General features: G+C 70.4%; 17 protein-coding genes and 1 pseudogene. 8 read left to right on the top strand and 10 right to left on the bottom strand.

Features of this window, described 5'->3' with window-relative positions; all coding sequences use genetic code 11:
* Positions 1–32 precede the first annotated feature (32 nt).
* The gene (locus AB0L71_RS32065) at positions 33–1,082 is read left to right on the top strand and encodes an LLM class flavin-dependent oxidoreductase (protein WP_365250055.1); all 1,050 of its coding nucleotides are present in this window, start codon (positions 33–35) and stop codon (positions 1,080–1,082) included.
* A gap of 44 nt (positions 1,083–1,126) precedes the next feature.
* On the opposite strand, the gene AB0L71_RS32060 is transcribed toward AB0L71_RS32065, so the two are convergent.
* Positions 1,127–1,543 (bottom strand): hypothetical protein, encoded by a 417-nt coding sequence (locus AB0L71_RS32060; RefSeq protein WP_365250052.1) that lies wholly within the window; start codon positions 1,541–1,543, stop codon positions 1,127–1,129.
* 95 nt (positions 1,544–1,638) lie between these two features.
* Between AB0L71_RS32060 and AB0L71_RS32055 the strand changes: the two genes are divergently transcribed.
* A complete protein-coding gene (locus AB0L71_RS32055; RefSeq protein ID WP_365250049.1) occupies positions 1,639–2,841 on the top strand; it encodes a hypothetical protein in 1,203 nt (400 codons plus the stop codon).
* Between the two features lie 193 nt (positions 2,842–3,034).
* Here AB0L71_RS32055 and ssuE read toward each other — a convergent pair whose 3' ends face one another.
* From ssuE to AB0L71_RS32025, 6 genes are all read right to left on the bottom strand, one after another.
* Positions 3,035–3,586 (bottom strand): NADPH-dependent FMN reductase, encoded by a 552-nt coding sequence (ssuE, locus tag AB0L71_RS32050; RefSeq protein ID WP_365250046.1) that lies wholly within the window; start codon positions 3,584–3,586, stop codon positions 3,035–3,037.
* A gap of 147 nt (positions 3,587–3,733) precedes the next feature.
* Entirely contained in the window at positions 3,734–4,168 is a 435-nt protein-coding gene (locus AB0L71_RS32045) for an OsmC family protein (RefSeq protein WP_365250043.1), read from the bottom strand.
* Between the two features lie 58 nt (positions 4,169–4,226).
* A complete protein-coding gene (locus AB0L71_RS32040; RefSeq protein WP_365250040.1) occupies positions 4,227–5,594 on the bottom strand; it encodes an LLM class flavin-dependent oxidoreductase in 1,368 nt (455 codons plus the stop codon).
* A 56-nt stretch (positions 5,595–5,650) separates the two neighbouring features.
* On the bottom strand, positions 5,651–6,772 hold the full coding sequence (locus AB0L71_RS32035) for an NrtA/SsuA/CpmA family ABC transporter substrate-binding protein (protein WP_365250037.1): 1,122 nt from the start codon (positions 6,770–6,772) through the stop codon (positions 5,651–5,653).
* Positions 6,773–6,851: 79 nt separating this feature from the next.
* Positions 6,852–7,628: an ABC transporter ATP-binding protein gene (locus tag AB0L71_RS32030; protein WP_365250035.1), complete on the bottom strand. Its 777-nt coding sequence runs from the start codon at positions 7,626–7,628 to the stop codon at positions 6,852–6,854.
* Positions 7,592–8,488 (bottom strand): ABC transporter permease, encoded by an 897-nt coding sequence (locus AB0L71_RS32025; protein WP_365250032.1) that lies wholly within the window; start codon positions 8,486–8,488, stop codon positions 7,592–7,594. Before AB0L71_RS32025 ends, AB0L71_RS32030 begins: the two co-directional genes overlap by 37 nt.
* 622 nt (positions 8,489–9,110) lie before the next feature.
* Here AB0L71_RS32025 and AB0L71_RS32020 point away from each other — a divergent pair.
* The 5 genes and pseudogenes from AB0L71_RS32020 (at position 9,111) to AB0L71_RS32000 (ending at position 13,365) form a co-directional block, all read left to right on the top strand.
* Positions 9,111–9,758 (top strand): GntR family transcriptional regulator, encoded by a 648-nt coding sequence (locus AB0L71_RS32020; RefSeq protein WP_365250029.1) that lies wholly within the window; start codon positions 9,111–9,113, stop codon positions 9,756–9,758.
* Positions 9,759–10,250: 492 nt separating this feature from the next.
* Positions 10,251–10,685, top strand: a pseudogene (locus tag AB0L71_RS32015) (LLM class flavin-dependent oxidoreductase); the annotation flags it as partial.
* Positions 10,686–10,744: 59 nt separating this feature from the next.
* On the top strand, positions 10,745–11,635 hold the full coding sequence (locus AB0L71_RS32010; protein WP_365250027.1) for an NtaA/DmoA family FMN-dependent monooxygenase: 891 nt from the start codon (positions 10,745–10,747) through the stop codon (positions 11,633–11,635).
* Positions 11,622–12,602 carry a rhodanese-like domain-containing protein gene (locus AB0L71_RS32005; protein ID WP_365250024.1) on the top strand — a complete coding sequence of 327 codons (981 nt, stop codon included), beginning with the start codon at positions 11,622–11,624 and terminating at the stop codon, positions 12,600–12,602. Before AB0L71_RS32010 ends, AB0L71_RS32005 begins: the two co-directional genes overlap by 14 nt.
* Before the next feature lie 424 nt (positions 12,603–13,026).
* The gene (locus tag AB0L71_RS32000; RefSeq protein WP_365250021.1) at positions 13,027–13,365 is read left to right on the top strand and encodes a hypothetical protein; all 339 of its coding nucleotides are present in this window, start codon (positions 13,027–13,029) and stop codon (positions 13,363–13,365) included.
* Positions 13,366–13,616: 251 nt separating this feature from the next.
* On the opposite strand, the gene AB0L71_RS31995 is transcribed toward AB0L71_RS32000, so the two are convergent.
* The 3 genes from AB0L71_RS31995 to AB0L71_RS31985 all read right to left on the bottom strand — a co-directional run bounded on the left by AB0L71_RS31995 (position 13,617) and on the right by AB0L71_RS31985 (position 15,644).
* Positions 13,617–13,871: a DUF6332 family protein gene (locus AB0L71_RS31995; protein ID WP_365250018.1), complete on the bottom strand. Its 255-nt coding sequence runs from the start codon at positions 13,869–13,871 to the stop codon at positions 13,617–13,619.
* Positions 13,872–13,926: 55 nt separating this feature from the next.
* On the bottom strand, positions 13,927–14,607 hold the full coding sequence (locus AB0L71_RS31990) for a hypothetical protein (RefSeq protein WP_365250015.1): 681 nt from the start codon (positions 14,605–14,607) through the stop codon (positions 13,927–13,929).
* A gap of 458 nt (positions 14,608–15,065) precedes the next feature.
* Positions 15,066–15,644 carry a flavin reductase family protein gene (locus AB0L71_RS31985; RefSeq protein WP_365250013.1) on the bottom strand — a complete coding sequence of 193 codons (579 nt, stop codon included), beginning with the start codon at positions 15,642–15,644 and terminating at the stop codon, positions 15,066–15,068.
* 367 nt (positions 15,645–16,011) lie between these two features.
* Here AB0L71_RS31985 and AB0L71_RS31980 point away from each other — a divergent pair, with 367 nt between their 5' ends.
* Positions 16,012–16,773: an SDR family oxidoreductase gene (locus AB0L71_RS31980; protein ID WP_365250011.1), complete on the top strand. Its 762-nt coding sequence runs from the start codon at positions 16,012–16,014 to the stop codon at positions 16,771–16,773.
* The last annotated feature ends 204 nt before the right edge of the window (positions 16,774–16,977 follow it).

Raw genomic sequence — 16,977 nt, 5'->3', positions numbered from 1 at the left:
TCGGACGCCCAACGATCGAAACGAGTGAGAGCATGACTGAAACCCAGCAGGACGCGATACCTCTGTCGGTACTGGACTTCTCCCCCGTGGTCAGCGGATCCGACCCGGGCCAGGCCCTGCGGGACACGATCACCATCGCGGAACGCGTCGACCAGCTCGGCTACCTACGGTACTGGATGGCCGAACACCACAACGCCCCCAATATCGCCAGCTGTTCTCCGCCAGTCCTGATGGACCGGATAGCGAGCGCCACCACCCGGCTGCGCGTGGGCTCGGGCGGCGTCATGCTGCCCAACCACTCCCCCTTAGTGGTCGCCGAGCAGTTCGGCACCCTGGAGGCCCTGCACCCTGGCCGGATCGACATGGGCATCGGCCGGGCAGCGGGCACCGACCCGGTCACCGCCCGCGCCCTGCGCCGCGACGTCAGCAACGACGACTTCGGGCAGCGCCTGGCCGAACTGATCGGCTACTTCGGGACACCGGATGAGGGCAGCCCCGTCCTGCCGGTTGTCGCGACCCCGGCCCGCGGCAACCGCCCTCCCCTGTGGCTGCTCGGGTCGAGTGGCAACAGCGCCCGTACAGCCGCGATGCTCGGCCTGCCGTTCGCCTTCGCTCACCACTTCAGCGCGGAGAACACCGTCCCGGCACTCAAGCTCTACCGGGAGAACTTCCGCCCCTCGGCCGAGCTGGACCATCCGTACGCGATCGTCGCGGCGATCGTCATCGCGGCCGACACCGACGAGCGGGCCGAGTACCTCGCGGGGCCGATGGCGCTGTCCTCGCTCCTCCAGCGGACCACCGGCATAACAGGCCCGTACCCCAGTCCGGAAGAGGCCGCGGCCCACCCGTACAGCCCGCCCGAGCTCCAGTACGTGCACGAGCGTGTCCAGGCGCATCTGGTGGGCGGCCCCGAGACGCTGGAGCAGAAGATCGCGGCTTTCCTGGAGCGCACGGGAGCCGACGAGCTGATGTCGCTCACTCTGGTGCACGGCGTCGAGGACCGCATCCGCTCCTTCGAGATCCTTGCCGAGGCCGGGGCACGGCTGCGACCGCGCCTGGCCTCCGAGCGAGCATCCGGCTGACCCCCGTTCCACCGGGCCCGGCGCATCCCCCGACCGGGCCCGGTTCAAAACCTCGGGGAGCAAACCCCCTCGTCCGCCCAAGGGGTGGGCGGGTACCGGTGCGCGTCGAACTCGACTGTGATCACTGACCCGCGGTCGAACCGGTCACCCAAGGCGACCCCGAGGAAGACCAGATCCTGCTCTGCCGCCCCCTTGCCGGCCGCCAACGAACCTGTCAGTGCGATCAGTTCGTCCCGATCAAGGGCGTCACCGAACACCCGCCACCGGAGCCACGGGCCCACCGGCAGGTTGGACTCGCAGTTCCTGCGGTCCGCGGGGGTCAACGGTCGACGCAGAGCGGCCCGGTACCACTCGACCACCTGGTCCGGATCCCGCCGGTCGCCTGTGTGAGGGAACCGCTCCAGCCGCGCGTCGGCCGAGGCCGCCGATGCGGGCGGATCGGCCCCGTACTCGTACGGCATGACCGGCCTCCCCGTAAGCCGCGATGACACTCCACGATAACCAACTACCCTCAGGGGAACGGTCGTTATCCTGACCTGTGCGGGGGAAGGAGGACATGGCGAGGGAGCCTGGACCCCGCCATGAGCGGCTCGGGGAACTGTGCCGCAGGCTGATGCCGACACCGGCCGGGCTGACCGCCGACGCCACCATGCACCGGCTCGTCGACCACATCCTCGCCGAGCTGCGCTTCGGCCGTCCCCCCGAGGAACTCGAGGACTCCTTCGACGCGGTGGAGGAACTCCTCCTCGCCACCGGGCACAGCGCCGGGCTCGGCTCCTACCGCACCGCCTCGGGCACGTACGAACCTCTGCCGGGCGCGAGCAACAGCCATCCGCCGCTGTATGTGCTGGCCTGCCCCCTCGGCCACTGCGCACGGGTCGAGGCCCCCTCCCCCCGACGCCGTCCGACCGCCACGCTGCCACGTCTTCGATCAGCAGCTGCGCGAGATCCCCCTGAGGCCATGACCGCCTTCCTCAACACGCTCGGCGGCCGACTCGCCGAACGCTGGATGTCGCTCCCGGCGGTCCCGGGGCTGATCTACCTGACGGCTCTCGTCACCGCCGTCACCCTGGGCCAACGCCACTGGCACGACACAGAACGCCTGCGTGCCCGGCTCGACGTGCTGGCCGCCGCCCCCGGCGCCCACAGCCCGGGTGCCATCGCGGTGTCCGCGCTCGCCGTCCTGGCCGGTGCCGCAGGCGTCGGAGCCGCCGTCCAGGCGGTGGGAACATGGTGCGAGAAGGCATGGCTCACCGACGCTCGCGGTCCCGTGACCCGTCGGCTGACCGCCCGTCGCCTACGCCGCCGGCAGGACGCCGACCGTGCCTACCGCTCCGCGGTGGTGGCCGCCGGACGCGCCACCATCGCCGGCGCCGACGCCGCCGGCCCGCTCACCGAGTCCGCCGAACGACGCCACGCCGTCCGCGCCCGCATCTCCCTCGCCGCGCCACGCCACCCGTTCTGGGCCGGCGACCGCATCACCACGCCCGAGGACCGGGCCTGGCGCGCCTACCGCCTCGACCTCACCGTTGCCTGGCCCCACCTCTGGCTTCTTGCCCCGACGGAACCTGCGCCGAACTCACCACCGCCCGCGCCACCTTCGCCTCGGCCGCCCGCCTGCATGCCTGGGCCGCTGCCTACCTCCTGCTCGGCGTCTGCTGGTGGCCCGCCGCGGTCATCGGCCTGCTGGCCACCGCGACCGCGGCGCCCCGCGGCCGCGCCGCCGCCTCCACCTTCGCCGACCTCGCCACAGCCCTGACCGACCTCTACGGCAAGGACCTCGCCCTGACCCTCGGCGTCCCCTGCGACGACGGCCTCACCCGCGAGGTGCGCGCGGCCATGATGCGTGTGCTGAGCAGAGGCGTTGCCGACTGAGGAGTGCTTGGCGAGTCCTGCTGGGCAAAGGTCTGGAGCGAGGTGGCCGACCAGGAGCCGGGCGGCGGCGCGGAGGGTCAGGCGGCGGGCTGGAGGGCGCGGCGTTCCAGGGCGGAGGCGAAGCCGTCGACGACGCGCTCGAGGTGACGGGCGGTCCCCGGTTCGATGTCCAGGGTGCCGTCGGGGGCGGAGGCCAGGTGCTGGTCGAGGACGAACCAGCCGGGGGTGATGTGCTCGGCGCCCATCGAGGCGAGGACCGGGCGCAGTGCGTAGTCGACGGCCAGCACATGGGCGGTGGAGCCGCCGGTGGCCAGCGGCAGTACGGTCCGGCCGGTCAGGGCGTACTGCGGGAGCAGGTCGAGCAGCGACTTCAGCAGGCCGGAGTAGGCGGCCTTGTAGACGGGGGTGCCGATCACGACGCCGTCGGCGCGTTCGAACAGGGCAGTGGCCTCACGGACCGCGGGGTGGCCGAAGTCGCCGCCGAGCAGCGCCTCGGCTGGCAGGGTACGCACGTCCAGCGGGATCACTTCATGCCCCCTGGCGGTGAGTCGCGCGTCCAGGTGGCGCAGCAGGCGGGCGGTGCGGGATGCGGCGGAGGGACTGCCGGAGACGGACAGGACGGTGGACACGGTGATCACCTTCGGGTCTGCGTGCGGGGGACGGGATGCGGTGGAGCGGGCCCGGGTGCCGGGGCGACCCCCGGGCCCGCATGCCTGCCGGGCGGCGGGCCCGGGGACGGGGTTGGGGCGCGACCCGGCCCCGGGTCGGCCGTTTCCTCAGGCGGCGTCGGCGAGCGGTTCCTGCACCCGGGCGACCGCCTCGATGCGGCCACCCCGGCGCAGGGTGTTGTAGATCGGACAGCTGCCGGTGAAGAGCCCGACCAGGACATCGGCCTCGTCCTGGTCGACCCCCTCGAGCAGCAACTCGATCCGCAGGTACACATAGCGGGTCGGGTCCTGGGGGTCACGCTGGAAGCTGACCTCGGCCCGGCCACCGGTCAGACCCGAGCCGCGTTCCTCGGCATGGAGCTGGACATTGCCCAGGGAGCAGGAGGCCAGGGCGGACAACAGCAGCTCCCCCGCCTGCACGGCCTCGCCCGGCCCGGTACGGGCGTCCGAGACGAAGTGGTTCGTCCGAGCGGTCACCAGGAAGCGCCCCTGGGTGTCGGTGGTGCGGCCGGTGATTCTCGTGATGTCGCCTGCTGCTGTCATGCCGTGAGGTCCTTGGCGTCGCTGTGCGGGATCCGGTGTGTGGAGTGTGTGGTGCGGGTCAGCCGTTGTCGGTGTTCCCGTGACGGCGGTGGTGCCACTGACCGGTATCGGGGCGCTCCAGGCCGAGGTGGTCGCGCAGGGTGCTGCCCTCGTACGCGGAGCGGAACAGGCCGCGGCGCTGGAGTTCGGGCACCACCTGGCGGACGAAGTCCTCGAAGGCGCCCGGCGTGTGGACGGCGCCCACGGTGAAGCCGTCGCAGGCGCCTTCGGTGAACCACTGCGTCATGCCGTCGGCGACCTCGGTCGCGGTGCCGACGAACGATCCCTCGGTGCGGCCGCCGTACTGCTTGCCGAGCTCACGCAGGGTCAGCGCCTCGCGCCGGGTCATCTCCACGACCTCCTGGTAGTGCCCCTGGACACCGGGGACGTCGACGTCGGGCAGCGGCTCGTCGAGCGGCAGCTCCGAGAGGTCCACGTCCAGGTGGTAGGCGAGGGTCGACAGGCCGGCCAGCGGCGGCACCAGTTCGGCCAGGCGCCGCTCGGCCTCGTGCGCGGCCTCGGTGGTGGGCCCGATGATGGGGGTGGCCATGGGGAGGATCTTGACGTCCTCGGCACGGCGGCCGTGGCGGACCGCGCGGGCCTTGATGTCCTGGTAGAAGTCCTTGGCCGATTCCAGGGAGGCGTGGCTGCAGAAGATGACGTCGGACCAGCGCGCCGCGAAGTCGCGGCCCTTCGGTGAGGCCCCGGCCTGGATGATCACCGGGTAACCCTGGGGCGGCCGGGGCGTGTTCAGCGGTCCGCGGACACTGAACCACTCCCCCTTGTGGTCGATGGAGTGCACCCGGTCGGGGTCGGCGAACAGGGGGGTTTCCGGGTCCGCCACGAGGGCGTCATCCTCCCAGCTGTCCCACAGCTTGCAGGTCACCTCGAGGAACTCGTCGGCCCGGGCGTATCGCTGGTCGCGGCCGATGTGCCGGTCCTCGCCGAAGTTGCGGGCCTCGGAGTCCTGGAAGGAGGTCACCACGTTCCAGGCGGCGCGTCCGTCACTGAGGTGGTCGAGCGTGGCGAAGGAGCGTGCCACGGGGAAGGGGTCGAAGTAGCTGGTGGAGATCGTGGCGGCCAGACCGAGGTGGGTGGTGGCGGCGGCTACCGCCGACAGCACGGGAGTCGGATCGAGCCGCAGCGAGCCGAGTGCGCCGTAGCGGAGCTGGCTGTCCCTGCTGCCGCCGAGGCGGTCGGGCACGGACAGGATGTCCGGCAGGAACATCAGGTCGAACTTGCCCTGTTCGAGCACGCGGCCGATGTGCTGGTAGTAGGAGGCCGACAGCCATCCCGGTTCGGATCCGGGGTGGCGCCAGCCGCCGGGTCGGCCGGGGCCGGCGGTCACGAAGGCGGCGAGGTGCATCTGGTTCTGGGGGGTGCTCACTGCGTGTTCTCTCTTCCCTGCTGTCGTGCACGGTGTCCTGCGGTACGGCCGGTCGGTCACTTCGCCAGTGCGGCGGCCACCGTCTTCTTGATCGAGTCGAACCGCGAGTCCTGCAGGAAGCCGGTCACGTCGATCTTCGACGGGTAGACGCCCAGGTCATGGAAGTTGACGGCGAGGTCCTGGGTGTTCTCGATCGCCTTGCTGTCCACCGGTGCGAGCGTGTCGGCATGGGACTCCGAGAGCCGCTTGTCCTTGGTCAGCTCGAGGAACACCGTGCGCTCGAGGTCCTCCGAGCCGAATCCGCCGATCTTGTCGAAGAAGTCGACGCTCGCCTCGGGGCGTGCGTTGATACGGCGCTGGGTGTCCCGGATGGCACGCACCACCGTGGCCGCGGCCTCGGGGAACTTCTCGACGAACGACTCACTGGCCACGTAGAAGGTGTAGTCGTAGGTCCTGACCTTCGGCAGCGAGCGGGCCTTGTGCCGGGCCCGGCCCAGGCTGATGGCCGGGGTCCAGCTGATCCAGGCGTCCACTTTGCCGTTGGCGAAGGCCGATTCGGCGTCGGCCGCCGGCAGGTTGACGTACTCGACGTCGTCCAGCCGCAGGCCGGCGGTCTGCAGGTACTTGATGAGGCTGTAGGTACCGGTGGTGCCCTGCTGGTCGGCGATCCGCTTGCCCTTGAGGTCGGCGGCGCCCTGGATGGGCGAGTTCCGCGGGACCAGGATCTCGACCTGGTTGGAGGGCAGCGGGTAGGCGGCGAGCGGCACGATGGGTACGTCGCCACCGATCGCGTAGGCCACGGCGGTGGCGGTGGCAAAGGTGAAGTCGACGTTTCCGGACTTGAGGGCCTCCATCACCGGCAGCGAGGCGGTGAATCCGGACGGCCAGGAGACGGTGGTGCCGCCGAGTTCCTTGCTGAGGTCCACGCCGTCGAACTTGTAGCGCAGCGCCGCCGGGATTCCGGTCTTGCCGCTGCCGATGACCGCGTAGCGGAGCTTCTGCGGCACGCCGTCGGCGAGCGCGGCACTGCTGGGCCGTGATCCGCCGCCGCAGGCGGCCAGGACCGGAGCAAGGGCGGCGAGGCCGCTCGCGGCCAGGGCGCCGCGGCGCGAGAGCGCGCCGGACCGAAGCAGGGAGGCTCCGGTGGTCGAACGGGCGGAGGGGCGGTTCACGGTCACGGTCGGTTCTTTCTCGGTGAGGGTTGCTCGGCTGGCCGGATGGGCAATACGGGCGCTGTGGCCACGTTCTGTCGTGGCGTCAGATGGCTGCCGGGGAGGTGGAGTGCTGTGCGAGAAGGCCCTGGAGCAGTTCTTCCTTCCAGGCGACGAGGCGGGGGTGGCCTCGCCTCTCCCCGCGGGGCAGGTCGATGTGCAGGTCGCGGCCGACGGCGCCGTCGGCCAGTACCAGGACGCGGTCGGAGAGCACGAGCGCCTCCTCCACGTCGTGGGTCACCAGCAGGACGGTGCGCGGCTGCTCCAGCCACAGGCGTTCCAGGAGTTGCTGCATGGCGATCCGGGTGATGGCGTCCAGAGCGCCGAACGGCTCGTCCAGGAGCAGGAGTTCGGGGTGGTGGAGCAGGGCGCGGGCCAGGGCCACGCGCTGCCGCTGACCGCCGGAGAGCTCGGCCGGCCAGGCGCCGCCGCGGTCACCGAGGCCCACCGCCTCCAGCAGGGTGCGCGCTTCGCCCCTGCGGCCCCTGACACCCAGCAGTACGTTGTCCTCGACCGAGCGCCAGGGCAGCATCCGGTCTTCCTGGAACATCATCCGCACCATGGGCGGTTGCGGGCCGCCCCCGTGGAGTTGGACGGTTCCCGCACTCGGCTGCTCCAGCCCGGCGACGATCCGCAGCAGGGTGCTCTTTCCCGCGCCGCTGGGGCCGAGGAAGGAGACGAACGAGCCGGGTTCGATCTCCAGGTCGAGGTTCTCCAGGACCCACCGGCCGTCGTACTGCCGGCCCAGACCCTCCAGGGCAAGGCGGGCGCCTGCCCGCGCGGGGGTCACTGGTGCGCCCTGGGACGGTAGTTGGGGTGCCACCGGAGCACCCTCCTTTCGATGAGCCGGGTCAGCAGGTCGGCGAGCAGACCGGCCAGTGCGTACAGCACGATGGCGAGGACGATCTGGTCGGTGCGCAGCAACTCGCGTGCGTTCTGGGCGAGATAGCCGATCCCGTCGCTGGCCGAGATGGTCTCGGCGATCACGAGGGTCATCCAGGCGACGCCGAGGGAGTACCGGACGCCGGAGAGGATGGTGGGCATCGCACCGGGGACGGCGATGTCGCGCACCAGGCGCCAGCGCCCCAGTCCGTAGGAGCGGCCCAGCTGCAGCAGTTTGGGATCGACCCCGCGGATGCCGGTCACGGTGTTCAGGTAGATGGGGAAGAAGGTGCCCAGCGCCACGAGCAGGATCTTGGGCTCCTCCCCGATGCCGAACCAGGCGATCATCAGCGGCACCAGTGCCAAGTGCGGGATGGTGCGCACCATTTGCAGGGAGCGGTCGAGAAGGATCTCGGTCACCTTCGACATGCCGACCAGGAAGCCCAGGAGCAGGCCGGTCGCCGCGCCCAGGGCGAAGCCCTGGAGGATGCGCCGCAGGCTGGTGAGGAGGTGGAACTGAAGGTCTCCGGTGGCGGCCAGGTCGGTTCCCGCCTGCAGTACCGCCTCCGGAGCGGGGAGAACGGACGGCGGGAGGATGCCGGCCGCGGCGGTCCACTGCCACACCAGCAGGACCAGCAGGGGGACGGCCCAGGGGCCGGCCGCGCGGGCGGCGTGCGGCAGCACCCGCCGGTTGCGTGCGGCGAAGGGCGCCCCGGCACCCCGGTGCTTTTCGGTGTCGGGCCGGCCGGACGGGTCGGATTGCGGTTGCGGGTCCTTGGCGAGCAGGAGCTGCTCAGGCATGGAGATCCCCTTCAGGAGTGGTTCGGCCACCGTTGTGGGCCGCCGGCCGGAGAGCGGCGGCAGCTGAGGGGGCCTGCGGGGTCATGAGAGATGCGGGCGCGGCGCCCGAGGCCTGTTCCCACGCCATGCCGAGAAGCGGGCGAGGTGTGCGACGGAAGAGAGACGCGCCTGGCATCGGGCCGGACACAGCAGCGCCCGCCGCTGATGTCAGCGGCCGGAACGCAGCTTCCGGAGGAGGCGTGTGATCAGCAACAACCCGTGCTGGACACGCGCATGAGGTCGATGTGCCGCCGACTCGTCAGGCCGCTGCAGAAACAGGAGATCGTCCCGGCTACCGGGTGCGCCGAGTGGGCGGTGTATCGCCCTGGCTGCGCGCCACGATGCATCAGAAACTCCCGAAATCCTGTCAGGCGTGCATGGGGGCCTGCACATGAACGCATGGACCCGGACCTGTGGACGGGACAGTACTCAAGTCCGGATTCAGCTGCAAGCAACTGTATACAGATGTAGATAGTGGCAGACTGTGCCGTCTCGCATCGCGAGAACACCTGTCGGCCGGAGAGCGCGCGGCTCCGCGAGAGCCGCCGACCATCCGGCCCTCGGCACGGAGGAGCGAACAAGCTTGAGCACCGCACGGGAAGACCGGGGCACCGGTACGGGCAGCCACTACGCCCGTATCCGGCAGAACATTCTCGACGGCCAGTCACCACCCGGCACCGTCCTGATCCCCACGGAACTCAGCACGCAGTTGAACGTCTCGCGCACCCCCGTCCGGGAGGCGCTGATCAGGCTCGAACAGGAAGGCCTGGTGACCCAGGCCACCCGCGGCTACGTGGTTCGTGCACGCACTCCCCAGGAGATCCTGGAGATCTGCGAGGCGCGCATCGCCCTGGAGTCATCGGCCGCGCAGGCGGCCGCGACCCGCCGGACCGAGCTCGACCTGGCCCGCCTCGTCCACGTCCACGAGCGCGCCGCGGCGTCAGCGGACCCGGCCGAGCTGCAGGGCCTCAACGAGCAGTGGCACGTGGCGTTGCGCGAGGCCGGGCACAACACGACGATCATCGAACTGATGGACCGCCTGGACGCCCAGCTGAAGGTGTACGACTCCGGCACCACCACCCAGCCGGACAACCTTGCGCTGATCCTCGAGGAGCACACCCGGATCCTGGACGCGATCCGCCGCGGCGACGCGGCGGCCGCCGGGCAGCATGTGATCGAGCACCAGAGCCGCACCCGGGACCTGCGCATAGCGGCCCTCGCGCGGTCCTGAACCCCGTGCGAAGTCCGGTGCTCGCTCGCCGGCTCCGCACCCCACACCCACCGCGGTACACACCTGGCGGGCCGCCGCGAAGCGCCCGCGACCTGGGAGGGCGCCGCTCGCACCGACGACGTGAGGCGCCGAACGGGTCTGTTATCGTCGGGCCACGCCCTGCGACCCCGGAAGGCGGCGCGCACGGTGTCCGTACCTTCCCTTCTCCGCAAGGGAACCGCCACGACCGTGCTGCCGCCTCAACCGGCCGGTCCTGTCCCGCTCCCCTCGGCCGGGCTGCTTCCGCCGCGTGACGCGGCCCCGCGCCTCTCCTGACCGTTCGAGACTTCCTGCCGCACGGCGGCATCGCCCCGAAGTGGCCCGTCCCCCTTCCCTGTTGGGGATCACCGCTCCGGTGTGCGTGGGCGGAGTCGACCCGCTCCTGCGCCCGCCGCGCGTACCCGGCACCCACGCCCCGGAAGCCTCACACCCCTCGCAGAAAGCAAGACCGCGATGACTACGAAACGGATCCGACTGAACGGATTCAAGACGTCGGCCGTGGCCCACACCACTGCCGGCCTGTGGCGCCACCCCGCCAGCCAGTCGCACCGGTACACCGACCTCGATTTCTGGATCGAGACCGCGCAGACCCTGGAACGGGGCACCTTCGACGGCCTGTTCATCGCGGACGCGTTGGGCGTGCTCGACGTGTACCGGGGCAGCGGCGACCAGACGATCAAGGAGGCGTTGCAGACACCGACCGACGATCCCATGCTCGCCGTCTCGGCCATGGCCGCCGCCACCCGCCGCCTCGGCTTCGGCATCACGGTCTCCGCCCTGTACGAACTGCCGTATCTGTTCGCCCGCAAGATGACCACGCTCGACCACCTCACCAAGGGACGCATCGGCTGGAACGTGGTGAACTCGGCGCTGGAGAGCGCCGCCCGCAACCTCGGGCGGCACGAGCAACTGCCCCACGACGAGCGGTACGCGGTGACGGACGAGTCATGGACGTCGTCTACAAGCTGTGGGAGGGCAGTTGGGAGGATGACGCGGTCGTCCACGACCGGGCCTCGGGCGTCTACGCCGATCCCGCCCGCGTCCACCCCATCGAGCACCACGGGCGGTACTACGACGTCCCGGGCATCTTCCTGTCCGAACCCTCCGTCCAGCGCACCCCGGTCATCTACCAGGCAGGCACCTCCCCGGCCGGCCGGGCGTTCGCGGCCAAGCACGCCGAGGGCGTGTTCATGAGCGGCCAGCGGCCCGACGTGCTGCGCCCGCACTCGGACGACATACGGGCCCGTGCCGCGCGGCTGGGGCGTGACCCGCAGAGCATCAAGATGTTCGCCATCATGACGGTGGTCACCGCGCCGACCGACGAGGAGGCCCACGCGAAGTTCGCCGGCTACCGCTCCTACGCCAGCATCGAGGGCAACCTGACACGGCTGAGCGGCATCACCCAGGTGGACATGGCCCAGTTCGACCTCGACGAGCCGCTCGCCTACGTGGACGCCCCCGGCATCCAGAGCATCCTGGCCAACTTCACCAAGGCCGACCCGACCCGCGACTGGACACCGCGTCAGATCGCGGAACACATGGCCGTCTCCAGTTTCGGCCCGGTCGTCGTCGGCTCCCCGCAGACCGTCGCCGACGAACTCGAACGCTGGATCGACGAGGCCGGCATCGACGGCTTCAACCTCACCGACATCCTTCCCCCGGCCTCCTTCGGCGACTTCATCGACCTGGTCGTCCCGGAGCTGAGGGCCCGCGGACGCGTCTGGGAGGACTACGAGGGCACCACGCTACGGGAGAGCTTCCACGGCCCGGGCCAACGACGCGTACGACCCGACCACCCTGCCGCCGCTCACGGAAGGCGCACCGATGCCGCTTCCTGACCACCTCACCGCACCCACCCCGCCGGCCACCGCCGTCGACCTGCCGGGGCCCCTGGTCGACGCCGCCTGGCTGCGGGAGAACCTGCACCGCCCCGGCCTCGTCGTGCTCGACGCCACGGTGCGGCAGAAGCCCCTTCCGGCGGACCCGGCCGCGCTCCCTGCAAACGGAGCGGGCAGCGCCGCACCGCTGCCCTCCGGCCGGGACGACTGGGAGCTCGTCCGTATTCCCGGTTCCCGCTACGCCGACCTGGCGGGCGCACTCGCCGCACCGGACGCCGGGTTCTCCTACGCGATGCCCGACAGCGAGCGGTTCACCGCCGCCCTGCGCGAGCTGGGCGTCGGCCCGGAGTCCCGCGTCGTGGTCTACGACGACGACTCCCGCATGTGGTCGACCCGCCTGTGGTGGGCCCTGCGGGAAATCGGCCTGCACACCGTCGCGGTCCTGGACGGCGGCCTGCAGGAATGGCTGGCCCAGGGCGGACCGGTCGCCTCCGGACCCGAGGCCGGCCAGGGCGCGGCAGGCCCGGCGGTACCCTGCGCCAGCTGGCCGGCCGAGCGCCGCGGCACCCTCGTGGACAAGTCCGCGGTCCTCGACGTCGTGCACGGCTCACGCCCCGACCAGGTCCTGGTCTGCGCCCTCGGCAAAGACGCCTTCCACGGCTCCGCGCCCACGCGCTACAGCCGCCGCGGCCACATCCCCGGAAGCCTCAACCTGCCTGCAAAGGACCGGCTGTTGGACGCCCACGGCCGGTTCCTGCCCCGCCCGGAACTGGAGGATGCGGTCAGCGGCCTGCCCGCGGACGCCGGCACGCTCCTCTACTGCGGCGGCGGCATCTCGGCGACGCTGCTCGGGTTCGTCCTGGTCCTGCTGGGCCGGGACGACGTGACCGTGTACGACGGGTCCATCGAGGAATGGTCGGCCGACCCGTCCATGCCCATGACGCAGACGGTACCCGGGGACAGCTGAAGGTGGGGGGGGCGAAAAGCTCATCCATGGCTTGTGATGTGCAGGTTCTGGTGAACTGCCACCGGTCGCCGGATGGGCGTGTCAACCCGCCCGCCCGGGACACCCCAGCAGGCCTGGATCAACGACCCGGCCAAGCGCCGCGGACCCGGACCACAAACCTCATAGCCTCACGACCGTCTCACTGGACTTGAATCTTCCGCCCGAGATGTCTGCTCCCTGCCTGCTTTTGCAGGTCAAGGGAGTTGTCCGGAGAGTACATCGATTGCCTTGTCTGGTCAGATGTCCGCTTGCCCCGCTCGCTCCAGCTCCGAGGCAGTGCGCGAGCGACTTTTTCAGGTACTACCTCACACACATCTCCAGCTCGATACCGTGTCGTTCCGGTCGGATGAAGGGGGCTCACATGAGGCATGGAGATGCGGACTACATGGCTGCCCGGGACGCCATGGTGGAGATTCTGAGGGGGTGGGCCCGGGAGGGCCGAACCAACACCTACAAGGCGCTGAGCGAGGCCGTGGCACCGGAGCATCAGGTGCATTACCACGGCCGGATGATGTCGCTCCTGCTGGCGGACGTCTGCCGCCGGGACAGCACCGGACCCGAGCCGATGCTGTCAGCACTGGTGGTCAATGGATCCAGCGGGAAGCCGTCCGACCAATTCTTCGAGCTGGCCGTTACCGAGTTCCACCGTCGGGACTCGGATTGGACGTGGGAGCGGGAGCGGGAGGCAGTGTTCGACCGTTATCGCAATCCGGTTCTGCCGTGAGTCCACCGCGCGTGCGGCTGCCCTGCGCATCCGCCGGGGTGAGCACCCACCGCCGTAGACGGTCGGGGTTGGAACCTGCCGGCTACGCCGCATACCTCGTTGCATCGACGGTGCAGCGGACGGACCTTGACCGCCTCCATGCTGTCAAGGTCCGCCTCCGAGCGAGCGTGTCGACCGCGAGCGGATCACGCGGGTGATGCGGACCACAGATCTGGCGGGTGTGCGGCTGCGTCGCAGGCACCGCACCACTGTCAGTGGCCCATCCGGCGCTGCTTGTCGAACCGAAGCAGCACCCGTACCAGACGCCACACTCCGGCCACCGCTCCAAGCACTGCACCCCCTGCCAACACGCCTTTCTCTGTCGAACCAGAGAGGTCAAGGGCCAGGGCGAGAGTCCAGACGACGGCAAAGACCACCCCAGCCAGCACGGCGGCAGTCACCAGGGCGAAAACGATCTCCACCGTCATTGCGTCCTTTTCCCACCGCGACTCACGCCCCATGTCCATGCTGCAAGTCTCGCACCGCGGTCACGACACCGCGCCTGCGCCTGATCGCTGACTCTCACGGGCGGCTCGATCGCCAATTGAGATGACTTCTCACGAGGTTGTGCTCGATTGTGGGTGGGGCGTCGTGATCTTGATGCTGGTGGTCATTGCCTTTCAACGGGCCTGCTTGTGACCGATGGGAGGCCGAGCGCATGATGACCACGTGAATGACTGGATGCGTGCCCGGAACGGTTGGACGATCCTTCTGATGTTGTGGGGGGCCACGCTGACCGGCGGGCTGCTCGGGGAAGCAATGTCGCGGATGGTCTTCGAGCAGCACCCCGCGGCATCCGTCACCTCGAACCTGCCTTGGGTAGTGGGTGGCTCTCTGTTTGTGGCCCTTGGCGGCACCGTTGGTGTTCTGCGGCAGCGTCGACGGCAAGGCTGACGAGCACCGGCAATGCCGGTTCCAGCGGTCGGGGATGTGGAGAAGGCCGCGCGAGTTGGTGTTGTTGTGACGCACTACCTGGCCCGCACGGCCTTGTCCCATCGTGTCTTCACTGGTCTCCATCGCCGTCGACTTGGTGCGCTGATCGGCGAGTTGGCCGACGCGTGAGCGGTATCGGAAGAGGGGCGACTGCACGATCGCCGGGGCCACGACCGGATGCGTGCGGCTGGAGCAGGACCCCGTCACCAGTTGGTGTTCACCGACCGCGTCATCGCTGCTTTGGTCATCCTGCGCTTCCAACTTCCCCACGCGGCAATGGCCGTGCTCTACGGAGTGGACCGCTGCACGATCACCGGGCCGTCCACGAGATCCGCCCGCTCCTGGCTGCCCCTGGCTTCGCCGTGCCAGGCCGTCCCGGCGCGCGGCTTCGCACGACGGCGGATGTCTTCGCCTGCGCGCCGTCCCTGGCACACGCATCGGCCGCTCTCAGGACAGCACTCGCGCGCTCCCGCGTGTGCGGGCGCGGCCTCGACGATCGGTTCGCAAGGGTCTCCGATTCGGATCACGTGTCCACCACCGCCGGCCAGTGCGCGCGGTCGGTCACCAGGCGACGTGCGCGCCCTTCGGGTCCGTCCGGTCCGTACGATGCAGGGACCGGAGCGGCGCATGGGCTCCGGCACCAGGCCATCGACGTCCCGGGTAACCCCTTTGCCGGGACGCCCCGAGGGACAGGAAACGCGGAGGGTGCGGTGCGGGCCGGCGGCCCGTCAGTCCCAGGGGTCGGCCCACCCCCAGAGACCGGGGGCGACCGCGTCGCTGAGGACGTCCTGCCGCTCCGGCACGCCGAACTGGCCCTGGAAGAACAGCATCGGCCGCGGACCGGCCGCCGTCTCCAGCCCGAGGACCCGGCCGACGACCACGTCGTGATCGCCGGCGGTGTGCACCGCGCGCACCTCCGCGTGGGCTCTCATCAGCACGCCCCGCAGGGACGGGGTGCCCCAGCGCGAGAGGTCCCAGTCCAGTCCGTCGAACTTCCGCCCCCGGCTGGAGCCGAAGCGCGCGCAGAGGTCGGTCTGGTCCTCGGCAAGGACGTTCACACTGAACCGTCCCGCCTTCCTGATCCTCGGCCAGGTGCGCCCGCTGTGGTCGGCACAGAACAGGACGAGGGGCGGGTCGAGGGAAACAGAGGCGAAGGACTGGCAGGCGAACCCCACCGGCTCGTCGGCGTCCAGCCCGGTGACCACGGTGACGCCGGTCGCGAACGCTCCCAGCGCCCGCCGCATCGCCGAAGGAGTGGGGGCCGTCTCCTGCTGCGCAGCGGGTACGGTCGCAAGTTCTGCTGTCATGAGCTTTCCCCGGGCAAGACCAGCACGTTCACGTGCTCCTGAATACGCATGTCAGGACGGTAAGGCCACCGTGCGCGGCCCCGGGCGCCGCGCTCCCGATGAGTGGAACCGGGGCCGCAGGAGCGTCGCGGGGCGCCTGAGCCTCCTGCGGCGCCGCTTCCTCCAGTGCGGTGTGCCCGCTCCCCAGTCGGCTCCCGGTGATCGGGAGGGACTCGGGCGTCTGCCCGGCACCCCTGGATAGGTTCTCTCAGCCATGACCACCGGAACACCGAGGACGGGAACGGCGAAGGAGCCGTGAAGCGCTTCCGGTCGGCGACCGGAAGCGGCTTGCCTGCACCGCGCCGCCGGCCGCGAGAAAGGAAGACCCGTGGGAAGACTCGAAGGCAAGGTCGGGATCGTCACCGGAGCCGGGCAGGGAGTGGGTCAGGGCATCGCCCTGGCGCTCGGCGCAGAGGGGGCGTCGGTCGCCGTGCTCGGGCGGACCGCCGAGAAGCTGGAGACGACCTGTGAGTGCCTTCACGCACGCGGCGTGAAGGCCGAGCCCTTCGTCTGCGACGTGGTGGACACCGACCGTGTGCCGGAACTGGTGGACCGGATCGCCGACCACTTCGGCGGGATCGACATCCTGGTCAACAACGCCTACAGCGGCGCCTTCGGCCCACTGCTGTCGATGAGCGACGCGGACCTCCGGGCCGGCTTCGGCAGCGGGCCCTTTGCCACCTTCGCCTTCATGAAGGCCGCCCACCCCTATCTGGTCCGGCGTGGCGGCGGTGTGATCATCAACCTGCTCAGCTCGGTCATGGTCCGCTGGGATCAGAGCAACTACGGTGCGTACGCGGCGGCCAAGTCGGCCATCCGCTCCCTGACGCGCACAGCGGCCAGCGAGTGGGGGCCGGACAACATCCGGGTGAACGCGGTGGCCCCGCACGCCGTGTCCCCCACGTACGAGAAGTGGGAGGCCGAGAGCCCCGAGGAGGCGGCGGAGTTCCGCAGGACCATCCCGCTCGGCTACGTCGGCGACTGCGAGAACGACATCGGCCGGGCCGTCGCGATGCTCTGCGGAACCGATGCCCGTTATCTCACCGGGGCAACGGTGCCGTTGGACGGAGGCCAGGCCAACTTCGGCTGACGGCAACCGAAGCCACTGCGGCTGAACCCCGTCACCGTTCGAGACAAAGGGAGTTCACCGCGTCTCAGGTTGTACCCGCGTGCCCGGCTGGGGTGTCTGTCCGCGGCTACGGACCTGGTCTCCCGGCTGCCCTCTTCGTCCGCGGACGGACCGGATTTCGTCCGCGGGCGGACCAGAGGCGGGACCGGCCTCCACGGCCGGTCC

The organism is Streptomyces sp. NPDC052052 (genome assembly GCF_040680455.1).
Taxonomy (GTDB): domain Bacteria; phylum Actinomycetota; class Actinomycetes; order Streptomycetales; family Streptomycetaceae; genus Streptomyces.
This window is presented reverse-complemented; position numbering and strand designations above follow the sequence as displayed.